The following is a 23758-nucleotide window of genomic DNA, read 5'->3' as shown; positions in this document are numbered from 1 at the left end:
TCAATAAATGATAAATTAATCTAAGAGGTCGGGAATCTAAAATTTTTTGGTGTTTATCCTTCTATGATTTTTATCTCTTCTGGTGTTAAGTTGTAAAGTTGATAAACTAGTTGATCTATTTTTGTTTCTAATGCGGTTGTATCTGCTTTTGGATTTGATTTTTTAGCGGAGAGAATTTGAGCAACTAATTCACATAACAGGTTTTGTATATCCAAATTCATATCTTTAGGAATAGGTATTTTAGAAGTTGTTGTATTATCAAAGTGCATGGTTCTATTAGCTTTAGCAAAAATAAATCTATAAATATACCAATTAATTAAAGTAGAATGTAAAATACTCCAAATCAACTCAGGAGTTAAATTTTGATTTTGATTTAAAGTAATTTGATTAATAGTATCCACTAAAATATAATCATTGTTATCAGGAATAATTCCAGTTATTTTAATATGATTGTAGGGATTTTCAATATGAGCAATTATATTTTGTACTAACAATGAATTTGGATTAATAAATGCTTTTTGGTCATGAATATCTTGTAAATAAACCCTACCTTTAATCCCTGTAATCCCATATTTTTGTATTTCCGCACCACCAATAACATTTCTATCTCCTTGTTCAGAAAGCAATTCCTGGACCATAGCACCTCTTTGATTTGTAGATATATCATTTAATGTTAAACCAGTTGATAAAATTTTTATACCTATTAAGATTTCTTCCATACTTAATCCATTAGGTAAGAAATTAAATATTTTCGCTAATTTTTTATCTAAATAACCTTGAAATATCACTTGATAATCAACTAATTTAACTTTATATGAACTATAATTTTTTGTTTTAGATATTTTTGTTAAAATAAAAATACATACTTCCAGTTTTACATCTGGCCATACTTTACCGCAGTCTACTAAACTAATTAAATTATCAACCGTTAATTCTCTAATTCTCTGATAATTAGAAGCGAAAGTATATGATTTAGGAATTATATATGATTGGTATCCATGGTTGTGTAATAAATCTACTCCTTTTTTAATAAATAAAATTGCGGTTTCAGTCGTGTTAAATTCATATATTTCATTTAAAATATCTTTTTCATTTTGATTCAATTTTACTCCATAAGGAGGATTTCCAATAACTACATCAAAACCAATAAAAACACCATTATTATTTAATACTTCAGGAAATTCAAAGCGCCATTCTAAAGCATTTTCATACATTGTACCATTTTCTATATCCTCAATCTCAAGTTTTAATTTATCAATTTCATTCTGTAATTTAGCAATTTTTTTCTCCCGTTTTGTTTTCTCAGCTTTAGTTTCTGGAATCAAGAAAGTTTGACCCTCTAAATTCTCAACCTCACCCTCTAATTTTCTTAATTTAGTCTTATTTGGATCACTTCCTTGTAATGTTATTTTAAAATTACCCTTAATATCAGCAATTAATTTTTTCATTTCCCGTTTTTGCTCTTTATTTTCAGCATTGCGATAGCTTTTAACAGCATTTCTATAAGTTTCTATACTGTATTTACTTTTATTTAAAGCTTGTCGCAAATCACTATCTAAAGAAAAACGACTAATTAAAGAATTACCACATTTAATATTAATATCAATATTAGGTAAAGTCTCCAACTCTCTCATATTCCCCTCTCCTTGTAGGAGAGGGGTTAGGGGTGAGGTTTCTCCTTGTAGGAGAGGGGTTAGGGGTGAGGTTTCTCCTTGTAGGAGAGGGGTTAGGGGTGAGGTTTCTCCTTGTAGGAGAGGGGTTTTATAATAAGCATTTTTCAAAAGTTCAACCCATAACCGCAACTGACATATTTTTACAGAATTAGAGTTAATATCCACCCCAAATAAACAACCTTCAATAATCGTTTGTTTTTCATGAAATAAAGTTTCTTGAACCCGTTGACTTTCCTTGCTTTTAGGGTTATACTCGAATAATAAACCATCTTCATCTGTAATTATTAATTCATCATTAACAACTTCAATCTGATATTCCTTTAATCTTTTACCTTCCCTATCCAATAAAATCTTTAATTCGCTTTTAATTGCGATAATTTCATTCAAAGCCGAAACTAAAAAATGTCCTGAACCTACCGCAGGATCACATATTTTTAAACTATTAATAATCATATTAGCATCTTTTTTATCCTCTATTTGATCATATAAATTATCAATATTTTCACAATTCCAACCTTTAATTTCATTAAACTTTTGAACAACCGCTCTTCTAATTGTTTCCCGACACATATACATAGTAATAAAACCGGGAGTAAAGAAAGAACCGTCTTGATAACCGTTAATTTTCTCGAAAATTAAACCCAGTACAGACGCATTAATTAATCTTTTATTCTGCTCTTGAATTTCTTCCCCAGTTTCACTACTAAAATCATAAGCGTCGAGAAATTTAAATAAATATTCTAAAGCGTTAATTTCACCAAATCGTTTTTTCCCGTTATTATCTTTTAAGACAGTAGCAGAGAAAATTTGTAATTTCTCATTTCTCAAATTACTAATAAAAATCGTTGCTTGTTCCATTTCCGTAGGTTCAAATAAAGAACTATTTAAATAAGGAACATGAGCAAATTTGTTTTTAAAACCTTCGTTTCTGTCTTCTGATTTTCGTGCTAATACACTAAAAAATAGACTATTAAGATCATCATAATTTTGGATTTTATTTAAATTCAAAAATCCCCAAGCTAGATCATTTTGATGATATTTAATTAATTGTGCTTCTAATAGTTTGAGAAACAAAATTCTATTTACCCAAGTAATTGCTAATTCTAAACCAACATTAAAAAGTTGTACTTGGTAATCTTTGGCTTGAGAAATTTTGTCTAAACTATCAAGTTGGATAATAGCATTTTCAATAAGTGAACCTGTATTTCTCTCATTTGATTTTTTGCGTTGAATGAGTTTTTTACCACCTTCTTTAACTTCCGTTAAACCGATAATATGTAATAACTCATTATAAAATCCTTTATCAAGAGTATTACTGTCATTTGCGAAAGGTAACTTTAATAAATGTTCTGGAGAAAGTAATTTAAACAGCGCGATTAATTTATGATCATCAGGATTTTCTCCAGGTTGTAAATATTCTTGATATTCTCGAATATCAAAATGAGTAAAAGTGATTTTATCTCCAATTTCCATAATAGCAGGTTGAGCAATTTCTTGATAAAAGAAATCAGTTTTTTTACTTATTAATCTTCCTGCTGTAAAATCGGTAAATTGCTGAACTAGGGTTTTATTTTCGTGAAATAATTTATCAAAATCTTGAGCATCAAAAATGAACCATTCATAAATATTAGTCGCTATTAAATATTTAATTTCTAGATTTTTTTCGGTTAAACGTTCTCTGAGAAAATATAAAACTAATTCCTGAAATGCTTTAGTATTTAAATTATTAACTTTGAGCATTTCGCTTTTATTCGTTGGCTTTTTAAATTCTAAAATTACACCAACACTGGTTTTAGGGTCTTTTCCATTATGAATAACTAGATCATTTCGTCCTTTAGTATTAATAAAGTGATTAGAACTGTAATATGTATTCTTGAGAAAATCAGCAATCAAATTCTTATGAAATTCTTCTGATTCAGATTCATTGATTTTTGCAATTAGGTTTTTTAGATGTTTTTTAAAGGTTTCAATATCCTTTCTAAAAGGATTGATTTTCAGAAAGGCTTTATTTAATGATTCCCTGGGTTGTAGTTTCTGTGAGTTCATTTGTTTTAAATCTTTAATCCAGTGATATTGTAGGTTGGGTTGACTCAAAGAAACCCAACAAAATATATAATACAGCGCGTTAAGCTTGAGTGAGGTAAATATGAGGCGAAAAAGATGCCCGCACTACAAGAGTTTTATCACTAATATTTGTACCTCATCACAGCGGGAAGTGCTGTAATATGTGTTTATTCACTAGTGCAAATAAAAAACCCCCAAGGGGGGGGACTGTAGGTTATTCGAGTGGAGTGAACAACCAAGTAATAAATACCTAGAGTAAATAGAGTAACCCGAATAAAACAATCCAAATTACATCTACAAAATGCCAGTAAATTTCCGCCGCTTCAATGCCAAAATGATTTTTATTACTGTAATGTCCTGGAGTAAGCGATCGCCACAAAACTGCTACAATTGCCAAAACACCAATAGTAACGTGCAAACCGTGAAAACCAGTTAACACATAAAACGCACTAGCGAATAAATTGGTAGTCAGACCGAACTCTAAATGACTATATTCATAAACCTGACCCGCCAAAAACACAGCACCCATAAGCGCGGTAATCGCTAACCACAGCCGCATTCCCTTAGTATCATTCTTCTTAATAGCAGTATCAGCATTGTGCATAACAAAACTACTAGCTATCAAAATAGAAGTATTCACAGTGGGTAACAACAATTCCAACTCTGGAGTTCCCGCTGGTGGCCAGACAGGAATAGTAGAACGATAAGTCAGGTATGCACCAAACAAACCCATAAAAATCATCCCCTCAGCCACTAAAAACATAAACAGACCAAACAAACGATGATCTGGATGTGCTTCGTGATGAGAAACAGCCGCGTCATGATGACTTGATTCAGTATTAGTCGCGTCAATAGTTTGACCTTGCATAAATTATTAAATTGGTAATGGGTAATTGGTTAAAAGTTTTTAGCGTTGCTGAACTCAGGTAAATCAAAAGACCCTATATCCTCCGAGCCTTCGCGCCTCCGCGAGAAAATTCTTTATTCAGCAACGCCAAATTTTCTCTTTAAAGCACTGATTCAGTTTGGGGAGTTAATACAGATTCAGTCTCAACTCGTTCCTTACTCACCCCATAATCATAAGGTCCCGTAGTCAAAACCGGCAGAGTTTCAAAATTCTCGATACTAGGAGGAGAACTAGTCATCCATTCTAAAGTTAATGCTTGCCAGGGATTATTACCAGCTTTTTCCCCATAGAACCAACACCAAACAGCATTAATGATAAATGGTAAGGTGGAGACGGCCAATATATAAGATCCGTAGGTGCAGATTTCATTCAAAGCGGTGAATTTAGGATCATATTCAGCAATACGACGATTCATACCCATTAATCCCAGTTTGTGCATGGGTAAGAAAGTCATATTCAGACCAACCATGGTTAAAGCGAAATGCACTTGACCCCAAAATTCGTTTAGTTTCCGTCCCGTCATTTTTGGAAACCAGTGGTAAATAGCCGCAAAAATGCCTAACACACTACCACCAAATAAGACATAGTGGAGATGTGCCACTACGAAATAAGTATCGTGAACGTGAATATCAAAAGGAACTGCGGCCAACATCACACCGCTAATACCACCAATGACAAAGGTTGCTAAAAAGCCAATTGCAAATAACATGGCGCTAGTAAAGCGGATTTTACCACCCCAGATAGTTGCTAACCAACCGAAAATTTTAATTCCAGTAGGGACAGCGATGATCATGGTAGTGATCATAAAAAACATCCGTAGCCAACCAGGGACACCACTGGTAAACATATGGTGCGCCCAGACGATTAAACCTAAGAAACTGATAGCTAGGGACGAAAAAGCGATCGCTTTATAGCCAAAAATCGGTTTACGGGCGTGAATTGGCAGAATTTCCGAAATTGCCCCAAAGAAAGGCAAAATCATGATGTAAACTGCTGGGTGGGAATAGAACCAGAACATATGTTGATAAACAACAGGATCACCTCCACCACTGGGGTTAAAAAACGTTGTTCCGGCCAACAAATCAAAACCCAGTAAAATCAAAGCTGCCGCTAATACGGGCGTAGATATTAATACTAGTGCAGAAGTTGCCACCATTGCCCAACAAAACAAGGGCATTTGATAGATACCCATACTAGGAACTCGCATTTTCACAAGAGTGACGAGAAAATTAATCGCCCCCAAAATGGAAGAAGTTCCCAAAAGCAACACACTCATAATCCAAATACCCTCACCTACTTGGCCTGTTACCAAACTTAAAGGGGGGTAAGAAGTCCAACCGGCATCAGGGGCATCACCTACGGCTAAACTAGCAATCAGTAGGATACCTGCGGGGGGAACCATCCAAAAAGCCACAGCATTGAGGCGAGGAAATGCCATATCTCTAGCCCCAATCATCAGCGGGATTAAATAGTTAGCAAATCCCGCTCCCGTTGGCACAATCCACAGGAAAATCATGATTGTGGCATGGAGTGTAAACAGGCTGTTGTAGATTTCTGGTGTGACAAAATCTACCTCTGGCGTGCGTAATTCTGTACGCACTAAATTAGCCATTGCACCGCCAATGCAGTAAAAAATAAACGAAGTGACTAAGTATTGAATCCCAATCACCTTATGATCTGTACTAAAGCCAAAAAAATCTCGCCAATGCCTTTCTTTATGTTCTTCAGTATGATTCTGTCTGTAATCGGTTTCTTGTAATTGTGCTTGTGTCATGTTTTAAAAAAGTTGGTAGGGGCGCAAGGCCTGCGCCCATGATTTTTTAATTAGCCTTCCCAATCTCTTTTGTAACTCTTGCAACTGTTGAAATTCCGAAACTACTTAATTTGATGCAGAATTTCCGAGTGAATCCCCATATCATGAGTGTAAGGAGAGAGAAATTCATCAGCAGTCATGGCCATAGAATTCATAGCCACCGCTTGATTAGGAATATTGTTAACAGCAACTAGCTGTTCTTGCATCCAACTATCAAAAGCCTCCTGTGTCTCCACTACTACTTGGCTTTTCATTACCCCGTGGTAAGGTCCACACAGTTCAGCACAAATTAGTTGATAGTCACCCGCTTTTCTGGGCGTAAAACGGAGATTGGTTTGTCTACCAGGAATGGCATCCTGTTTCACCCGAAATTCGGGAATCCAAAAGGCGTGGATGACATCGTTAGCCGTGATATTGACTTCCACCGTTTTACCAATGGGTAAATGCAGTTCACCAGTGGTTACATCCGTCTCTGGATAGTTGAACAACCAAGCATATTGTAGCCCAGTCACATTAATGGTTAATTCTGCTGGTTTGTTGACTACTTCCGCATCGGTATCTAACTGTGATACCTGTACAGGTGCATCCTTGAAAGTAGCAGCAATTGCCGTCCCTGGCATATTCATGGACTCCTCCATCATTGGTGCACCATGAGCCGAATGGGGATCAAAGCCACCCATGTTGTTATATACATCAAAACTGTAGACAGAAATACCGACAACGATAATGGCGGGGATCGCTGTCCAGAGGATCTCTAGTGGTACATTACCCTCAATTGCCGGACCATCCTCATTATCACCAGCCCGACGACGATATCTAATAACAGCGTAAATTAAAACACATTCAACAATCAAAAATATGCCTGTAGAAACAGTCATCATCGTGTTGAATAGACCATCCACCAAAGGGGCTTCGTCAGAGGCCGCTACAGGTAACAGACCGTGATTTTGTCCGTACCAGAGACTTGCCAGGGTGAGGACAATGCCAATGAGTAATGTCCAGATTGCATTGGGAATTTTCACGGCTGATTTCTTAATGAATTAACTACTTTATCTACAGATTACTTCACTTATGAAAGTAACTCTACTTACTAAGGTAGTGCAGGCTATGGGGTTTAGTATCCGCTGGTCTGAAATCTTTATTAATTTTTTGGATCAAGATCACAATTTTGAGTACAAGAGAGATGAGTCGTATTCCCCAGGTTAGATGATAATTAGTCCAAAAATTCCCATTAATTCTCATTTAGCAATTATTCCTATCTGCAAAATAGCACGAGATATTACAGCGAAAACTAGCTAAAGTGATCCAAAGTATAAGGGAAAGCTGATTTCTATATTCTGACCTATACGTTAGGGTGAATATCAGTTGGCACTAAATCAAAATAGAAAATTTTCAATTTCCAGCACAAGTGGTCTGAAGGTATTGTTAATGAACGAATTTGTCCTAGAACAACAAAATAAAGCGGCAACAGTAGCACAACAGCCTCAGGAGATGATTCGTCGCTTGGTGTGGAAAATATGCGTAGCCACCTTAATTTTGATGGCTATAGGCAGTGCTACCCGGGTCATGAATGCTGGACTTGCTTGCCCTGACTGGCCTTTGTGCTATGGGGAATTAATTCCAGCCAAACAAATGAATCTCCAAGTGTTTTTGGAGTGGTTTCATCGCCTTGATGCGGCTTTAATTGGCTTTAGTGCGATCGCTCTCTGCGGGTTATCTTGGTGGCATCGTCTGTCTTTACCCAAGTGGCTGCCTTGGTCCTCTACATTTGCCCTGTTTTTAATTGTCTTCCAAGGGATTTTGGGAGGACTCACTGTAACTGAATTGTTGCGGTTTGATATCGTTACCGCCCATTTGGGGACAGCGTTGCTATTTTTCACTACGTTGTTAATTATCGGTACGAGTTTGACCCCCTATCAAGGCACAGGAACAGTAGGTAAGTTACCTTGGGTAGGTCTAACTGCTGCTATTTGCGTCTATTTACAAAGTTTACTGGGCGCTTTAGTGGGTTCTCGCTGGGCTTTACACCAGTGTTTGGCAGATGAACAACTTTGTGGTGTTATGTACAGCCATATTTTTGGCTTAGTACCACCAACTATAGCTACTTTGGCAGTGGTCTTGATTTCTTGGCGGACACCAGCATTACATCCGGCTTTGCGGAAACTAGCTAATATGGCGGGTGGTTTGTTGATTTTACAACTTCTATTGGGTGTAGCTACCTTCCGCTTACGTTTACAAGTTGAACCTCTTACTGTTTCTCACCAAGCTATCGGTGCAACTTTACTCGGTACTTTGGTAGTATTTACAGTTTTATCACTGCGGGATTCATTCACTCCTACTCACAGCCCAAATCTATAAAACCTCAGCTTCCTATTCCTGCCAAAAAGCGTTTTGCTGACCAGTTCTTGAAAAATAAGGAAAAAGCCCAACATGATTGAGACTAATGTCTCTCGTCGTCAGCACGACACATTTCTCCAAGTCGTTCACAGTTACTACCAGTTAACCAAACCCCGAATTATCCCCCTGCTATTAATCACTACTGCTGGAAGTATGTGGATAGCTGCTCAGGGAGAGGTAGATCCTTGGTTGTTAATTATTACCATGATTGGTGGGACTTTAGCTGCAGCCAGTGCCCAAACTATTAACTGCATCTATGACCGAGATATAGATTATGATATGGAGCGCACGCGCCACCGTCCTATGCCTTCTGGTAAGGTACAACCCCGTGATGCTTTAATTTTTGCTATCGTTCTAGCTGTACTTTCTTTTACTCTTCTTACTGTCTTTGCTAATCTCCTGTCCGCATTTTTAGCCTTCTCTGGCATCATCTTCTACATTTTAGTCTATACTCATTGGCTTAAACGCCATAGCACTCAAAATATTGTCATTGGTGGTGCAGCCGGGGCAATTCCCGCTTTAGTTGGTTGGGCTGCAGTTACGGACACTTTAAGTTGGGCAGCTTGGTTAATTTTTGCCATTGTCTTTTTGTGGACACCCCCCCATTTTTGGGCTTTGGCTTTAATGATTCGTGATGATTACGCTAAGGTTGGGATACCAATGTTACCCGTTGTAGCTGGTGATAAAGCAACTGTAAAGCAAATTTGGTTTTATACGGTAATTACTGTCACTGCAACAATTTTGTTGTTTTATCCCTTACACGCCAGTGGTATTGTCTATGCTGTTATTGCCTTAACTTTAGGCGGTGTATTTGTCCATAAGTCTTGGCGCTTGTTGCAAAATCCCGAAGATAAAACTATTGCCAGAGAGTTATTTTTATACTCTATTTCCTACATGATGCTACTGTGTTTAGGAATGGTGGTAGATAGCTTACCTGTGACTCATCATTTGCTGAGTACAGTCCTTCGTCAATTCCATTTGTAGCAGTATAGATACCCGATTTCTTTAAGAGGTCGGGTATCTTTTGATTACGGTTGCTGACTATTATTTATTTCTTGATGGTAGCCAAATCATAGGGTGGTAGTTTTTGTCTATATTTTGTCATCAAAGTTTATATTTAGGTAAATTCCCATAATTTAATCTTTTTTTTAGAACAGGTTGCTATTTGTTTATGTATCATCTTAATCAGATTGTATTTATTTCTAGTTAAGGAGGTTGAGAATATAAACCATGAAGCGCCTAGTTGTTTGCTGCGATGGAACTTGGCAAAATTTAACTAATCTTTGCCCTACCAATATAGTTAAACTAAGTCAATCTGTAAAACGAACTGCCGACAATGGAATCCCACAAATCGTTTTTATGGTGCAGGAATTGGTTCTGAGAATAAAAAGATTCTGGGTGGTACTATTGGACTGGGTATTGATCAAAGCATACAAGATGCCTATCAATTCCTCAGCCTTAATTACGTTGATGGTGATGAAATCTACCTGTTTGGCTTTAGTCGTGGTGCATACACAGTCAGAAGTTTAGCAGGAATGATCTATTGTTCAGGTCTTCTCAGCCGCCAATATATTACTGAAGTGCCTAAAGCCTAGGGGCTTTATCGCAACAGAAATGTAAAACCCAGTAGTGAGACAGCCGCTAATTACCGTAAAGACTACGGAAAAAATCAAGGAAAACCAGTTGATATTACATTACTTGGTTGTTTCGATACCGTGGGTGCATTAGGAATTCCTTTGCTACCTATATTCAAAATATTTGCTCCACTACTTCATAGACGTTACAAATTCTATGACCCTACTTTAAATAAGTATGTCCAAAATGCACTGCACGCTATGGCAATAGACGAAGTTCGGGAAATTTTTGATGTAACTCGTATGATCAAAAACCCCGATGCTCCCAACCAAAGGCTAATTGAAAAGTGGTTTCCAGGTGAGCATGGTTGCGTTGGTGGTGGTACAGAAGAACACACCCCCTTATCAGATGGTGCTTTACAGTGGATGATCGATTCCATCAAAGACTTAGGCTTGGGACTAGAATTCGATCTCAAATCAATCAGCATTGCTCCAGATCCTACCATTGATTTTAAGAACGATCCAGGCATATATAAATTAGTAGGAACTAAACTTCGTGATGTTGAAAATCGAGTTGATGATCTTCATGAAAGCACAGTTGAGCGATTGAAAAAGCGTAGAGATTACCGATCCAAAAATTTAGTACCAATTATTTCTGAACTGGAACTAGATTAATTGACCAATAAAATCAAAGCTTTTTCAGAAATATTAAATTGGGCTTGTTTTCTCCTTCAGTCCTTAAATTGAAAGGTTTAAACTACAAATCTTCCCACTAAATCCATTCACAAGGAGTTATCATTATGTCAGATAAAATCAATAAAATTGTCAGTGAAGTCAAACAAGTTTTAGGCATTAAAGTAGCCGATAGTGCTTTAGGTAAAAAGAAAGCCGAGAAAGCAGCTAAAAAAAGTATTGTTCAACTCAAAGAACAGAAGTTTGACAAACCTCTTGAGCAATTATCCAAAGTCAAAGGTAAGTTAGTTTTTAGTGATAGCAACAAGCCATTGCACAATATTCAATTAGAATTGTGGGACAGAGATATTGGTACTCCTGGAGCTTATTTAGGCACAGGAATTACCGATTACAATGGTCAGTTTACTATCTACTATGATCCAGCCAAAGCAGGATTTTTAGATGTTCCAGATTTAGAATTAAGATTGTTAGATAGTCGGATTCATTTTGATCAAGATGAGCAACCAGTTTCTACTTATCGCATTGCCTATATTATCAAAGGTTCAGATAATGTAAAGGACAAAGAATTTGACTTTGGTACTTGCACTGTTCCTTACTGGTTGTATAAACCTGATAGCCATTTTGCCCGTCTATTTTTCAGTGAATTAGAAGGAACACCCGATGATTATTCAGTTGGTCGGACTCTTCAAGGTTATGATGCTGCTAGTGGTTTAGTTCCTATTAAAGCCAAGCACGTTATTACTAATACTCTTAATCCTAATCAGCCAACTTTACCAGAAATTCAAGCGGCTTATCCTCCCAATTTAACCATTAAATTAGATCAGAAAAATCCTGGTTATACCAGAAGTGATGAATATTTTGTGTTACGGATTCTCAATGGGATGAATCCCTGTTTGCTGAAACGGAATAAGCAGAACCCAAATCTGTTTAAAACAGGATTCAATTGGGACAATTATGAAAAGGATAATGACCACGACCTCAATAATGTAGAAGCCTTTTTGGAACTCAAAGATAATAAGTTGGTGGTAACTGCAATTACTGTACAAAGTCGTTATCCTGATTCTTTAGCTCCCCATTCTCCTTTGAAAGATCCTGTTACCTATACTCCTCAAGATGGGGAAAAATGGTTACAAGCGAAACGAATTTTCCGTACTAATAGTTTCTTTGCGGCAGAAATGATTGAGCATTATATTAAGGCTCATTTACAAATGGAGCAATATACAATTGCTGCTTTCCGCAATTTACGCAAAAATCCTGTGCGCTTGATGTTATTGCCTCATGTGAAAAGTTTGGTTAATATTAATCAACGGGCTGATGAAGTATTAGTATCTCCAACTGTAGGTTTAGTTACTACTAATGGACCCTTAACTCCTGGTTCTGTGGTGCAAATCTGTAAGGAAAGAATGGCCAGTTATGATTGGAAAGGTTGGAAACCTCGTCAGCCAATTTTTGATGGTCATACTTTTGCGAAAATTGCTAATCTTTACTGGCAAGTTTTAACTGAATATATTGATAGTTTCTTCCAAAATTATCAAGAGGAAATTGTGAAGGATTGGGCAGAAATTCACCGTTTATCTGATGATATAGTGGAGCATAGTGTGGCTTATCAACCTTTGGTGGTAAGCAATGATAGTGACTACGATTTGTATGATCACAATGAGCTTGATCATCCTGAGATACCCAGAACAACGATTAATGGTACAGTCAAGGCAACTCGCCCAATTACTACTTCTGACCAACCCAGTGCTACAGATATTCAGAACTTGAAAGAGTTGTGTCGTTATGTGATTTTCCACATTACTTTTTGGCATTCTTGGGTAAATGATGCTCAAGCTGATGAAGGTGGGGAAATTTTCTATAATTCACTGGCATTACGGGGTGGTAGTTTTGGTAGTGAAAATGATCCAGCGATCGCTCCTAATATCTTAGAATCTACTAATCTGATCTATATGGTCAATGTTCTCACTGCAATTAAATACGGCTATATTCTCAAGAATGAAGATGATGATATTCCTGAAGAATTAAGAACGACATTGGCGCGTTATAAGAAAGAATTTGCTGATCTTGATTATGAAATTAGTAACATTAGAGCGTTGATTAACGTTTAAACAAAGTTCAGTAGTTCCAGCATATTTTGAGATAGGGAGTGAAAATCTTGCTCCTGATCAATAGCTAGAAATTGCTGCTCAGGACTTACATTCAGACGCTATTTATAGCTGCACGACAGTGGTTTCCGCTCTTATGGGGTACAAAGTTGAATTATCAAACTATTGTGGTGGAGGCATATTGCTCGCTAAATATGTACCTCATAACACCGGAAAGTGCTGTAGATAGAATAGACCCCCGACTTCTTCAATTGGGAATCTAATTACGTATATTTGCGGTTTGTTTTTGTTTTCATAATTTAAGTAATATATCAAGAACATTGAGAAAATTAAGGATATTTTAGCTATGGAATCAATACCACCTAATATTTTTGATGTAAAACCTGAATTTGAGTTATTTGATATTTTTCTTCAATTTGACATATAAAACAAAATTATCGAATAATACCCCAATAATACACCCTATCCACCACAATTTAACACACTGAGAAAATATGCCCCTCAACCCATTCATAAAATTTGAGGCTATGATCAAAACAGCAGCAATCCAATTTTAGCCCCTGTTTATAGTTACCAGCCTCAACACTGGATTAATTATCACATTAAGATGTATTAGTATGAAAAACCAAACGTGTCCGACTTGTCAAGGTAAGTTACAAACTAAGCAAATTGAAAAAATGTTAAAAGGAGGGAATCATACGGCTATTATCCAGGTAGAAGCAGAAGTTTGTGCAAAATGCGGCGGAAAGCTATATAAATCAGACATTCTTCACCAATTTACTCAAATCCGTGATAAACTGAAAAATCAACAAACAGAAGATTTTCAAGTTATTGGTCAATCTTTCCGTATTTCTGTTTAATTAACTTTCTCCAGTTTTAGATGATTCCAGTTGCGTCCTATTTCCGACTTCTGTTATAAGTTAATTTCTCGATACCGTTCCTGAAGATTCTGAATCGTAAATAAAGCCTCAAATTGCAACCCAGCGGACTCATATAACGCCCTACCCCCTTGTAATCTATCTATTAGGGAAATTACCCGGTCTACCGTATAACCTGCCGCTTGTAAGCGTTCCACAGCCTTGAGTGCGGATTGTCCAGTTGTCACGACATCTTCTAAAACCACAACTTTTGCACCTGGGGATAAACTAGGACCTTCAATATAAGCCATTGTCCCATGTCCCTTTGTTTCTTTACGAATAATCAAAGCTGGTATCGGTCTATTTTCATACACAGAAACTACACTTAAGGCTGATACAATCGGATCAGCACCCAAGGTTAAACCCGCTACCGCCTGAGTATCATCGGGTAGCATTGGCAGCACCAGCCTACCTATAGCTAAAGCACCTTGGGGATGAAGTGTAACTTGTTTACCATTAATATAATAAGAACTACGTTGTCCAGAGGAAAGAACAAAATCGCCTTCTTGATACGCAAGCTGGCAAAATAAATCAAGTAACTTTTGACGCAGAGTAGTTAAATCAGTGGTAGCAGCCCAAATGTCTTGGTTGCTAGGGGTTTGAGTGGAATCAGACATTACAAACAATTAAAAGTTGTGTTACACCAAAGTTGAAACTCAACAAAGTTCAACCACTTAAGCATAAATTAAGATGCACCCAAAAATTGAGGAGTTAACCATAATGGGTATAAAATTTCCAGCATTGAGTTGTTTACTGGTACTTGTTACTACTAGTTTTGTCCTTTCTTCAGTCGCTAAAGCTGAAACACCTGACTATCAAACAACAGATGATGCTTTTGAAAGAGCTTATTTTAGCTATGATTCTACTTTTTACGGAAATACCAGTTTAGAGCGTCAAGTAGGCTCGTTAATTGGCATTGGGCGTAAATTTGGTGCTGCTTTTCCTGACAATGAAATCGCTAAAGATGGAGAATCAGTAAATAAGCTTTATCATGACGCGCTTTCTCAACAAGCAACAAATGATCCGTATATTCGCACACCTGACTTACCCAATCCCTATAATTCTTCTCTGTTAATGACTCCTCGCTATAATGCTAATCAGCTAAAAGTTGGGACTGAATACCGCTTTAAAAATTTACCACCTCGGTAAAAATAATGAGTTCTGGGGTGAATTAAAACCCAAAACTCAAAACTATCAGATTCCCAAATTCTGAAAAAATTTAGGAATCTGAGTTGCTAAAAATTCTACAATTTGACATCAGGAGGAAGTAGCACTTTATCAATTAAATGAATCACGCCGTTACTGGCTTTAATATCTGTTTTGGTAACTTTAGCTTTATCTATAGTGACTCGACCTTTCTTAACTTGAATATTCACTGAAGCACCTTCAACTGTTTTGACACCACCAGCTTTGATGGTCTTAGAAGTAACTGACCCAGGAACTACATGATAAGTCAAAATTTTGACTAAGGTGGCTTTATTTTCTGGTTTGAGGAGTTTTTCTAAAGTTCCCTTTGGTAAGGCTTTAAATGCTGTGTTTGTAGGTGCAAATACAGTGAATGGTCCTGGACCAGAAAGGGTTTCGACTAAGCCGGCGGCTTTGATAGCTGTGACTAGGGTTTTCAAAGAACTGTTGGCGCTGGCAATTTCGACAATTGTACTGGCTGTCTTTGCAGTAGGGATTGTATGAGGTTTAGGCGCGTTTGCGGTTTGGGCAAAAGTAGGAACGCTGACCAGAAGGGTAGTTGCGGCTATGGCAATACCAACTGTTTTATTAATTAGGTAATTCATGGTTTCTTAGTAAAAAAGTGTTTAGGACCTGAGCATCTTTGTGAGTTTATCTTCACAATAGGAAATGTAACATAATTTAATAATTTATGTGAGTTTATAACTATTCTGCCAGCATTGCCAATAACTGCGCCTCTGTCAATTGACTAATGCCTAAATTCTGGGCTTTGTCTAATTTAGAACCGGCATCTGCTCCTACAACCAAAAAGTCTGTTTTTTTGCTAACTGATTCCGTGATTTTACCGCCGGATTTTTGAATTAAGGCCTTTGCTTCTTCTCTTTTCAAAGTTGGTAATGTGCCAGTTACTACAAAGGTTTTACCAGCAAATTTTTGATTAATTTCGCCCACTACTTGAGCTTCGGCGCTATTTGCTAATTGTAACCCTATTCCTTGGAGACGGGATATTAAGCTTTGATTGGCTGGAGTCCGCAACCATTGGTAGACTGATTGGGCGATTTCTGCACCAATACCATAAACACCCGCAATATCTGATTGTCTGGCCGCTGTTAATTCTTCAACAGTGGTAAACTTCTCTGTTAATAATTGGGCGTTGACGCTACCAACGTGACGGATGCCTAAACCATATAATACTCTAGACCAAGGTTGATTTTTTGATTGGGCGATCGCTTTAATCAATTTTTCCGCTGATTTTTCTCCCATGCGTTCTAATACACATAGTTGTTCTTTTGTCAATTCGTATAAATCAGCAACGGAATGTATTAATTTTTTATCTACTAATTGATACACTAGTTTTTCTCCAACTCCTTTAATATCCAAAGCGTCACGACTTACCCAGTGTTCAATTTCACCTTTAAGAATGGCGGGACAGGAAGCATTTACACATCTAGTAACTGCTTCTCCAGTTTCTCTAACCACTAGTTGTCCACAGACGGGACAATGGGAAGGCATGATAAAGGGGTGGGTATCAGTAGGACGCAGTTCTTTAATTACCCGGACTACTTCGGGAATGATTTCCCCTGCTTTGCGTACAATTACTGTGTCACCAATACGGATATCTAATAGTTCGATGCGATCGCTGTTATGTAAAGTAGCACGGGAAACAGTTGTTCCCGCTAATTGTACGGGCAACATTTCCGCTAAAGGTGTTAATGCGCCGGTTCTGCCGACATTGACTGTAATTTTTTCTACACGGGTTGGGGCTTCTTCGGCGGGATATTTTAAAGCTATAGCCCACCGTGGAAACTTCTGTGTAAACCCCAGTTGTTCCTGTAGTCTAAAAGTATTTAATTTAACTACAACTCCATCCGTCATATAGGGAGAGTTGAGCCGTTCTGTATCCCAATATTGGTAATATTCGGAAATTTCAGCAATAGAATGGCAGAGTTTATGATTGGTATCAACTCGAAAACCCATTTTTTGCAATAGTTCCAAAGCTTGCCATTGGGTATTGGCAATACTAGAATCATCTAAGCCAGTAATATGTAAAGTATAGGCGAAAAAATCTAACTGTCGTTGTGCAACAATACGGGAATCTAATTGTCTGAGCGTACCAGCTACGGCATTACGCGGGTTAGCAAATACCTGTTCACCTGCTTTTTGTCTTTTCTCGTTAATTTCCTTGAATACTTGTAAAGGTAAAAACACTTCTCCCCGTACTTCCACTTTAGCAATATTTTCTAAGTCGTTAAAATTCAAACGGAGGGGGATTGAGCGAATAGTTCTCACATTCTGGGTAATATCCTCACCTGTTACTCCATCTCCTCTGGTTGCACCCCTTGTTAGAACGCCATTTTCATAAGTTAATGCTAAAGCAGCACCATCAATTTTTAACTCAGATACATATTCTATTTCTCCGCTATTATACTGAGTTAATGAGTGTCGTCGCCAACGTTGATCCCAATTTTGCAATTCTTCAATATTAAAGGCATTTTCCAGACTATACAGGGGAATATTATGACGGATTGAGGTAAAGTGAGTTGCAGGACGCTCACCAATACGCTGAGTTGGACTATCATGGGTAATTAATTCTGGATTTTTCGTTTCTAGTTCTTGCAATTCCCGATACAGCCGATCATAAACTGTATCTTCCATTGTTGGCGCGTCTAGTACATAATAGGCATAACTAGCTTGTTGTAATAAGCGCCGTAATTCTTCTATGCGTTTTACTTGAGGTTGAGTTGACATCATCAGTTTTATAACAAAAAATAATAACGGTGGGATTTTAATTATAAGAAAAGTAACAAGTATCCATGATTCAAACCTTTACAAGTCAGTCTCCTATTATTATCGCTCATCGTGGTGCAAGTGGCTACCGTCCTGAACATACTTTAGCAGGTTATGAGTTAGCAATTGATTTAGGTGCTGATTATATTGAACCCGATTTAGTGATGACTAAAGATGGTATTTTAATTGCACGTCATGAAAATGAAATATCGGAAACTACGGATATTGCTAATCATCCAGAATTTGCTTATTTAAAAACCAGGAAAATCATTGATGGTGAAATTAAAATTGGTTGGTTTACAGAAGATCTTACCATAGCACAAATCAAAACTTTAACAGCAAAAGAACGTATTCCTGAACTTCGTCCTCAAAATACAGTTTATGACAATATATTTACTATTCCCACTTTTGCAGAAATCATTGATTTAGTCAAGCATAAAAGTCAAAAAATTGCTCGCAATATTGGCATTTATCCAGAAACTAAACATCCCAGTTATTTTCAGGTGCTTGGTTTACCATTAGAGGAAGCTTTATTATGGAATTTGCAGGGGATTAATTTACCTGTATTTATTCAATCATTTGAAGTTAGCAATCTCAAAGAATTATCGCAGAAAACAGATTTACCATTAGTGCAATTAATTAATGATCTTGGGAAACCCTACGATTTTATCATTAATCATGATTCTCGCACATATCAAGATTTATTAACTCAAAAAGGTTTGAGAGAAATTGCAGAATATGCTCAAGCAATAGGTGTACATAAAAACTTATTGATTCCTAGCGATAGTCATGGTAAATTATTATCACCGACATCCTTAATTATAGATGCTCATGCAGCTAATTTACAAGTTCATACTTGGACATTTAGAAATGAAGATGTTTTCCTACCTTTAGACTTACAAGGAAATCCACAAAGAGAATATGAAATATTTTTAAATTTAGGAGTAAATGGTGTATTTAGTGATTATCCAGATCTAGCTGTAAAGCAGAAATATTGCTACCTTAATAAAAAATAAATAATGAATCTATCCCTTATCAAAATCCTAAAATTCATCCATCTTTATCTGCGTTAATCTGCGTTCATCTGTGTTTAATTATTCTTAATTCTTAGTCAGAAACCATGAATAAATCATCATTAAATCGCTTAACCGAAATTGCAAAACTATTTCTCAAATTAGGTATTATTGGTTTTGGTGGACCAGTTGCACATATTGCTATGATAGAAGATGAAGTAGTTAAACGTCGTCAATGGTTGACACAAGAACATTTTTTAGATTTATTGGGTGTAACTAACTTAATTCCTGGTCCAAATTCCACAGAAATGGCCATTCATATAGGATACATTTATGCAGGGTGGTTAGGATTAATTATTGCTGGAGTTTGTTTTATTTTACCTGCGGTTTTAATTACGGGTTTATTTGCTTGGCTATATGTCAATTATGGGACTTTACCTCAAGTTTTACCTTTACTTTATGGGATTAAACCTGTTGTTTTAGCAATTATTATTAATGCGATTTGGGGTTTGGGAAAAAAAGCGGTAAAAACTAGAAAATTATTGATAATTTCTATAGTAGTTGGGTTAATAACTTGGTTTGCTAAAGTCAACGAAGTTGTAGCTTTATTACTAGGAGGAATATTAGGAATGATTTGGTTGAGCAGTAGTAATCAAACTAACTTAATTATTCTGGGTTTAACCACAGAAACATTTTTACAAACAACCACAATGAGTACAGCCATAAATAGTCATATATCTGTACCTGTGTGGAAATTGGGTTTATTCTTTTTAAAAGTTGGTAGTATTCTCTTTGGAGGTGGTTATTTACTAATAGCCTTTTTACAAAAAGGACTCGTAGAAGAATATGGTTGGTTAACACAACAACAATTATTAGATAGTATTGCTATCGGACAATTTACACCGGGTCCAGTGCTTTCTACCGCGACATTTATTGGTTATATAATTGCTGGATTTCCCGGAGCAACTGTAGCAACTATAGGAATTTTTCTCCCTTCATTTTTATTTGTAGCTGCTTTAAATCCTCTCATGAATCCTATTCGCAAATCATCTTGGACAAGACCTTTTTTAGATGCTGTAAATGTTAGTGCTTTAGCATTAATGGTGTTAACTACAATGCAATTAGGAATGGCTACTTTAATATTACCAAAAACCCATGATCTAGATTTTTTAGGTTTAGGAATTTCTGTGATTTCCGCAATTTTAGTGCTTTTCTACCGCATTAATGCCATGTACCTAATTTTAGGTGGTAGTATTATTGGTTGGGTGGCCTTAATCTTGGGTTATCTTGGTTAAAAATATAAATTATCTGCTAGAATTTCCCCATTGCGACTATTTGCTTTTGTGCATCATACTTGTAATTGTGTATTTGTCGGTCTTTTTGTACAACCTCCTAAGCAGACTATACCTATTTCCAAAGGTACTAAAGTCCAATTTTCCAAGTATTCAATGAAATCACATTCAAAATCACTAGGAAGGTTCATAAAATGGTGCTTGCTACGTTAAAAACAACACCCTAGTTCATTTTTACACAATCATTCAACATTACTCAAAAAAATCCAGCTTGGGAACTGACAAATAACTACTAACAACTAACAAATTTTATGATATTACAAGTAGAAAACAGCACTTATGAAGCGAAAACCCAGGAAATTGCTAAACAGGTTCTCGCTGCTACCCAAGAAAATCGCTCATTTTTAGGTGCTTTACGCGACCAAATGCGCTGGGATGATAAATTACTCGACTGGGCTATGAGTAACCCCGGCTTAAGAGTACAACTATTTCGGTTCATAGATACTTTACCCGCTTTACATAGTAAATCAGAAATTGCCTCCCATTTACAAGAATATTTGGGAGATGAATCAGTAGAATTACCGACGGCTTTAAAAGCGATTTTAAACTTTGCTAACCCTGATTCTATGCCCGCACAGGTAGCAGCGACAACAGTGGGAACTGCTGTGCAAACTTTAGCACATAAATATATTTCTGGGGAAAATATCAAGCAAGTCATCAAAACCGTTGAGAGACTGCGAAAAGAGAAAATGGCTTTCACTATTGACTTACTTGGTGAAGCGGTAATTACGGAAATAGAGGCACAATCTTATTTAGAAAGATACTTGGAATTGATGCAGCAATTGGTCGAAGCGTCACAAAATTGGGCGAAAATTCCAGCTATTGACGAAGCAGACGGCGAAAATATCCCTAAAGTCCAGGTTTCCGTCAAATTAACGGCGTTTTATTCCCAATTTGACCCTTTAGATGCTGAAGGTAGTGAAGCGAAAGTAAGCGAACATATTCGGACTTTACTCCGTCGTGCCAAGGAATTAGGTACAGCAGTCCATTTTGATATGGAACAATACGCCTATAAAGATATTACTTTCACCATTCTCAAAAAACTTTTACTAGAAGCGGAATTTCGTCAACGTACCGATATTGGTATGACCATTCAAGCATATCTGCGTGACAGTGAACAGGACGCTAGAGATATCATTGCTTGGTTAAAACAACGGGGTTATCCTCTTACTATTCGCTTGGTTAAAGGTGCGTATTGGGACCAGGAAACCATCAAAGCCGCTCAAAAACATTGGCCGCAACCAGTTTATAATGATAAAGTCGCCACAGATGCCAATTTTGAAGTTATTACCCAGTTATTGCTAGAAAATCATCAGTATGTCTATTCTGCCATAGGTAGTCATAATGTGCGATCGCAATCTCGCGCCATAGCTATTGCGGAAAATCTTCAAGTTCCCCGTCGTCGTTTTGAAATGCAAGTTCTGTACGGCATGGGTGATAAAATAGCCAAAGCCTTGGTAGATAAGGGTTATCGCGTCCGCGTCTATTGTCCCTACGGTGACTTATTACCGGGAATGGCTTATTTAATTCGTCGTTTGTTGGAAAATACCGCAAATAGTTCCTTTTTACGGCAAAATCTGGAAAATCGTCCGGTTGAAGAATTACTAGCACCTCCAATTATAGATATGTTTCGCGCAAAGGCGCAAAGGAGCAAAGAAGAGAAGGAAGGTTTTGTTGGTGTTGCGGATACGGATTTTGCGGAGGAGGAGAGAAGGAATAGGTCGAGTTTGGCTTTTGAAAATGTCCGTCAGCAGTTGGGTAAGACTTATTTACCTTTGCTGAATGGGGAATATGTGAATACTTCAACTTTTGTAGACTCTCTTAACCCTTCTAATTTTAATCAAGTTGTTGGTAAGGTGGGTTTACTTAGCATTGAACAAGCTGAGGAAGCAATGAAATTTGCTAAAGCTGCTTTTCCAGCTTGGAAGAAAACTCCAGTCAAACAACGTGCTGATATTTTGCGTCAAGCTGGGACGTTAATGGAACAAAGACGCGCCGAACTTTCCGCTTGGATAGTTTTGGAAGTAGGAAAACCCGTTAAGGAAGCTGACGCGGAAGTTTCGGAAGCAATTGATTTTTGTTTTTATTACGCTGAGGAAATGGAAAGGCTGGATAAAGGTATAATTTATGATGTTGTTGGTGAAACCAATCGTTATATTTATCAGCCGAAAGGTATCGCTATTGTCATTTCTCCCTGGAATTTTCCTTTGGCTATTGCTTGCGGTATGACTGTTGCAGCTTTAGTTTCAGGAAATTGTACTCTACTCAAACCTGCGGAAACTTCTTCTGTAATTACTGCAAAATTTACAGAAATATTAATAGAAGCTGGAATACCAAAGGGTGTTTTTCAATACGTCCCTGGTAAGGGTTCTCAAGTCGGTGCTTATTTGGTAAATCATCCTGATACTCATGTTATTGCTTTTACTGGTTCTCAGGAAGTAGGTTGTAGAATTTACGCAGAAGCAGCAATGTTGAAACCTGGTCAAAAGCACCTTAAAAAGGTAATTGCAGAAATGGGAGGCAAAAATGCCATCATTGTTGATGAAAGTGCTGATTTAGACCAAGCTGTTGTCGGCGTTGTCCAATCTGCTTTCGGTTATAGTGGACAAAAATGTTCTGCTTGTTCACGGGTAATTGTGCTTGAACCTATTTATGATGCTTTTGTAGAAAGGTTGGTAGAAGCAACAAAATCTTTAAATATTGGGGAAACGGAATTACCCAGTACCCAAGTTGGTCCGGTAATTGACGCTAATGCTCAAGCTCGCATTTTAGAATATATTGAAGAGGGCAAAAAAGAAGCTAAATTAGCTTTAGAGTTACCCGCACCCACCCAAGGATATTTTATTGGACCTGTGATTTTTTCAGAAGTACCCGCAAATGGAGTCATAGCACAACAGGAAATATTTGGACCTGTTTTAGCGGTAATTAGAGTTAAAGATTTTCAAGAAGCAATAGAAGTTGCCAATGGCACAAATTACGCTTTAACTGGTGGTCTTTATTCTCGCACACCTTCCCACATTGAACAAGCGCGAGCGGAATTTGAAGTAGGGAATTTATACATTAACCGGAATATAACTGGTGCAATGGTATCTCGTCAACCTTTCGGTGGATTTAAACTTTCTGGAGTCGGTTCAAAAGCAGGAGGACCAGATTATCTTTTGCAATTCCTAGAACCACGCCATATCACAGAAAACATCCAACGTCAAGGTTTTGCACCAATTGAAGGTAATGAATAATTAATTTGTAGGGGTTTATAAATATCCCCGACTTCTTTAAGA

Annotated in this window: 16 protein-coding genes and 1 pseudogene; 9 read left to right on the top strand and 8 right to left on the bottom strand. The window is 37.1% G+C overall.

Annotated elements, in window-relative coordinates; all coding sequences use genetic code 11:
• Positions 1–53 precede the first annotated feature (53 nt).
• The 4 genes from H6G44_RS05980 to H6G44_RS05965 all read right to left on the bottom strand — a co-directional run bounded on the left by H6G44_RS05980 (position 54) and on the right by H6G44_RS05965 (position 7479).
• Positions 54–3719, bottom strand: a complete 3666-nt coding sequence (locus H6G44_RS05980) for a DUF7149 domain-containing protein (protein WP_190386417.1) — start codon at positions 3717–3719, stop codon at positions 54–56.
• Between the two features lie 268 nt (positions 3720–3987).
• On the bottom strand, positions 3988–4605 hold the full coding sequence (locus H6G44_RS05975) for a cytochrome c oxidase subunit 3 (RefSeq protein ID WP_190386416.1): 618 nt from the start codon (positions 4603–4605) through the stop codon (positions 3988–3990).
• 139 nt (positions 4606–4744) lie between these two features.
• On the bottom strand, positions 4745–6418 hold the full coding sequence (gene ctaD, locus H6G44_RS05970; protein WP_190386415.1) for a cytochrome c oxidase subunit I: 1674 nt from the start codon (positions 6416–6418) through the stop codon (positions 4745–4747).
• A gap of 101 nt (positions 6419–6519) precedes the next feature.
• Complete coding sequence (locus H6G44_RS05965; RefSeq protein WP_190386414.1) at positions 6520–7479, bottom strand: cytochrome c oxidase subunit II; 960 nt, start codon at positions 7477–7479, stop codon at positions 6520–6522.
• Positions 7480–7885: 406 nt separating this feature from the next.
• Between H6G44_RS05965 and H6G44_RS05960 the strand changes: the two genes are divergently transcribed.
• The 5 genes and pseudogenes from H6G44_RS05960 to H6G44_RS05940 all read left to right on the top strand — a co-directional run bounded on the left by H6G44_RS05960 (position 7886) and on the right by H6G44_RS05940 (position 14086).
• A complete protein-coding gene (locus H6G44_RS05960) occupies positions 7886–8815 on the top strand; it encodes a COX15/CtaA family protein (protein ID WP_190386413.1) in 930 nt (309 codons plus the stop codon).
• A gap of 72 nt (positions 8816–8887) precedes the next feature.
• The gene (locus H6G44_RS05955; protein WP_190386412.1) at positions 8888–9838 is read left to right on the top strand and encodes a heme o synthase; all 951 of its coding nucleotides are present in this window, start codon (positions 8888–8890) and stop codon (positions 9836–9838) included.
• A 246-nt stretch (positions 9839–10084) separates the two neighbouring features.
• Positions 10085–11103: pseudogene (locus H6G44_RS05950) on the top strand (DUF2235 domain-containing protein).
• A gap of 125 nt (positions 11104–11228) precedes the next feature.
• A complete protein-coding gene (locus H6G44_RS05945; RefSeq protein WP_190386411.1) occupies positions 11229–13229 on the top strand; it encodes a lipoxygenase family protein in 2001 nt (666 codons plus the stop codon).
• A 614-nt stretch (positions 13230–13843) separates the two neighbouring features.
• A complete protein-coding gene (locus H6G44_RS05940; protein WP_190386410.1) occupies positions 13844–14086 on the top strand; it encodes a YgiT-type zinc finger protein in 243 nt (80 codons plus the stop codon).
• 53 nt (positions 14087–14139) lie between these two features.
• Here H6G44_RS05940 and pyrE read toward each other — a convergent pair whose 3' ends face one another.
• Positions 14140–14760: an orotate phosphoribosyltransferase gene (gene pyrE / locus H6G44_RS05935; protein WP_190386409.1), complete on the bottom strand. Its 621-nt coding sequence runs from the start codon at positions 14758–14760 to the stop codon at positions 14140–14142.
• 103 nt (positions 14761–14863) lie between these two features.
• Between pyrE and H6G44_RS05930 the strand changes: the two genes are divergently transcribed.
• The gene (locus H6G44_RS05930; RefSeq protein WP_190386408.1) at positions 14864–15292 is read left to right on the top strand and encodes a hypothetical protein; all 429 of its coding nucleotides are present in this window, start codon (positions 14864–14866) and stop codon (positions 15290–15292) included.
• Positions 15293–15387: 95 nt separating this feature from the next.
• Here H6G44_RS05930 and H6G44_RS05925 read toward each other — a convergent pair whose 3' ends face one another.
• A complete protein-coding gene (locus tag H6G44_RS05925) occupies positions 15388–15933 on the bottom strand; it encodes a fasciclin domain-containing protein (protein WP_190386407.1) in 546 nt (181 codons plus the stop codon).
• Positions 15934–16033: 100 nt separating this feature from the next.
• A complete protein-coding gene (gene ligA / locus H6G44_RS05920) occupies positions 16034–18079 on the bottom strand; it encodes an NAD-dependent DNA ligase LigA (RefSeq protein ID WP_190386406.1) in 2046 nt (681 codons plus the stop codon).
• A 62-nt stretch (positions 18080–18141) separates the two neighbouring features.
• Between ligA and H6G44_RS05915 the strand changes: the two genes are divergently transcribed.
• A complete protein-coding gene (locus H6G44_RS05915) occupies positions 18142–19131 on the top strand; it encodes a glycerophosphodiester phosphodiesterase (protein ID WP_190386405.1) in 990 nt (329 codons plus the stop codon).
• 104 nt (positions 19132–19235) lie between these two features.
• Positions 19236–20423 carry a chromate efflux transporter gene (gene chrA, locus H6G44_RS05910; protein ID WP_190386404.1) on the top strand — a complete coding sequence of 396 codons (1188 nt, stop codon included), beginning with the start codon at positions 19236–19238 and terminating at the stop codon, positions 20421–20423.
• Positions 20424–20476: 53 nt separating this feature from the next.
• Here chrA and H6G44_RS20505 read toward each other — a convergent pair whose 3' ends face one another.
• On the bottom strand, positions 20477–20611 hold the full coding sequence (locus tag H6G44_RS20505) for a hypothetical protein (RefSeq protein WP_276513836.1): 135 nt from the start codon (positions 20609–20611) through the stop codon (positions 20477–20479).
• A 120-nt stretch (positions 20612–20731) separates the two neighbouring features.
• On the opposite strand from H6G44_RS20505, the gene pruA reads away from it, so the two are divergent.
• Complete coding sequence (gene pruA / locus H6G44_RS05905) at positions 20732–23716, top strand: L-glutamate gamma-semialdehyde dehydrogenase (protein WP_190386403.1); 2985 nt, start codon at positions 20732–20734, stop codon at positions 23714–23716.
• Positions 23717–23758 lie beyond the last annotated feature (42 nt).

It is taken from the genome of Aphanizomenon flos-aquae FACHB-1287 (assembly GCF_014698755.1).
Lineage (GTDB): Bacteria > Cyanobacteriota > Cyanobacteriia > Cyanobacteriales > Nostocaceae > Dolichospermum > Dolichospermum flosaquae.
Note: the sequence above shows the minus strand (reverse complement) of the source record. Positions and strands in the feature narration are given on the sequence as shown.

Excerpts from the sequence above, each read along its gene's own strand:
- H6G44_RS05925 (WP_190386407.1), bottom strand. The coding sequence starts at position 15,933 with ATGAATTACCTAATTAATAAAACAGTTGGTATTGCCATAGCCGCAACT.
- ctaD (WP_190386415.1), bottom strand. The coding sequence starts at position 6,418 with ATGACACAAGCACAATTACAAGAAACCGATTACAGACAGAATCATACT.
- H6G44_RS05930 (WP_190386408.1), top strand. The coding sequence starts at position 14,864 with ATGGGTATAAAATTTCCAGCATTGAGTTGTTTACTGGTACTTGTTACT.
- ligA (WP_190386406.1), bottom strand. The coding sequence starts at position 18,079 with ATGATGTCAACTCAACCTCAAGTAAAACGCATAGAAGAATTACGGCGC.
- H6G44_RS05915 (WP_190386405.1), top strand. The coding sequence starts at position 18,142 with ATGATTCAAACCTTTACAAGTCAGTCTCCTATTATTATCGCTCATCGT.
- H6G44_RS05940 (WP_190386410.1), top strand. The coding sequence starts at position 13,844 with ATGAAAAACCAAACGTGTCCGACTTGTCAAGGTAAGTTACAAACTAAG.
- pyrE (WP_190386409.1), bottom strand. The coding sequence starts at position 14,760 with ATGTCTGATTCCACTCAAACCCCTAGCAACCAAGACATTTGGGCTGCT.
- H6G44_RS05980 (WP_190386417.1), bottom strand. The coding sequence starts at position 3,719 with ATGAACTCACAGAAACTACAACCCAGGGAATCATTAAATAAAGCCTTT.
- chrA (WP_190386404.1), top strand. The coding sequence starts at position 19,236 with ATGAATAAATCATCATTAAATCGCTTAACCGAAATTGCAAAACTATTT.
- H6G44_RS05960 (WP_190386413.1), top strand. The coding sequence starts at position 7,886 with ATGAACGAATTTGTCCTAGAACAACAAAATAAAGCGGCAACAGTAGCA.
- H6G44_RS05955 (WP_190386412.1), top strand. The coding sequence starts at position 8,888 with ATGATTGAGACTAATGTCTCTCGTCGTCAGCACGACACATTTCTCCAA.
- pruA (WP_190386403.1), top strand. The coding sequence starts at position 20,732 with ATGATATTACAAGTAGAAAACAGCACTTATGAAGCGAAAACCCAGGAA.
- H6G44_RS05975 (WP_190386416.1), bottom strand. The coding sequence starts at position 4,605 with ATGCAAGGTCAAACTATTGACGCGACTAATACTGAATCAAGTCATCAT.
- H6G44_RS05945 (WP_190386411.1), top strand. The coding sequence starts at position 11,229 with ATGTCAGATAAAATCAATAAAATTGTCAGTGAAGTCAAACAAGTTTTA.
- H6G44_RS20505 (WP_276513836.1), bottom strand. The coding sequence starts at position 20,611 with ATGAACCTTCCTAGTGATTTTGAATGTGATTTCATTGAATACTTGGAA.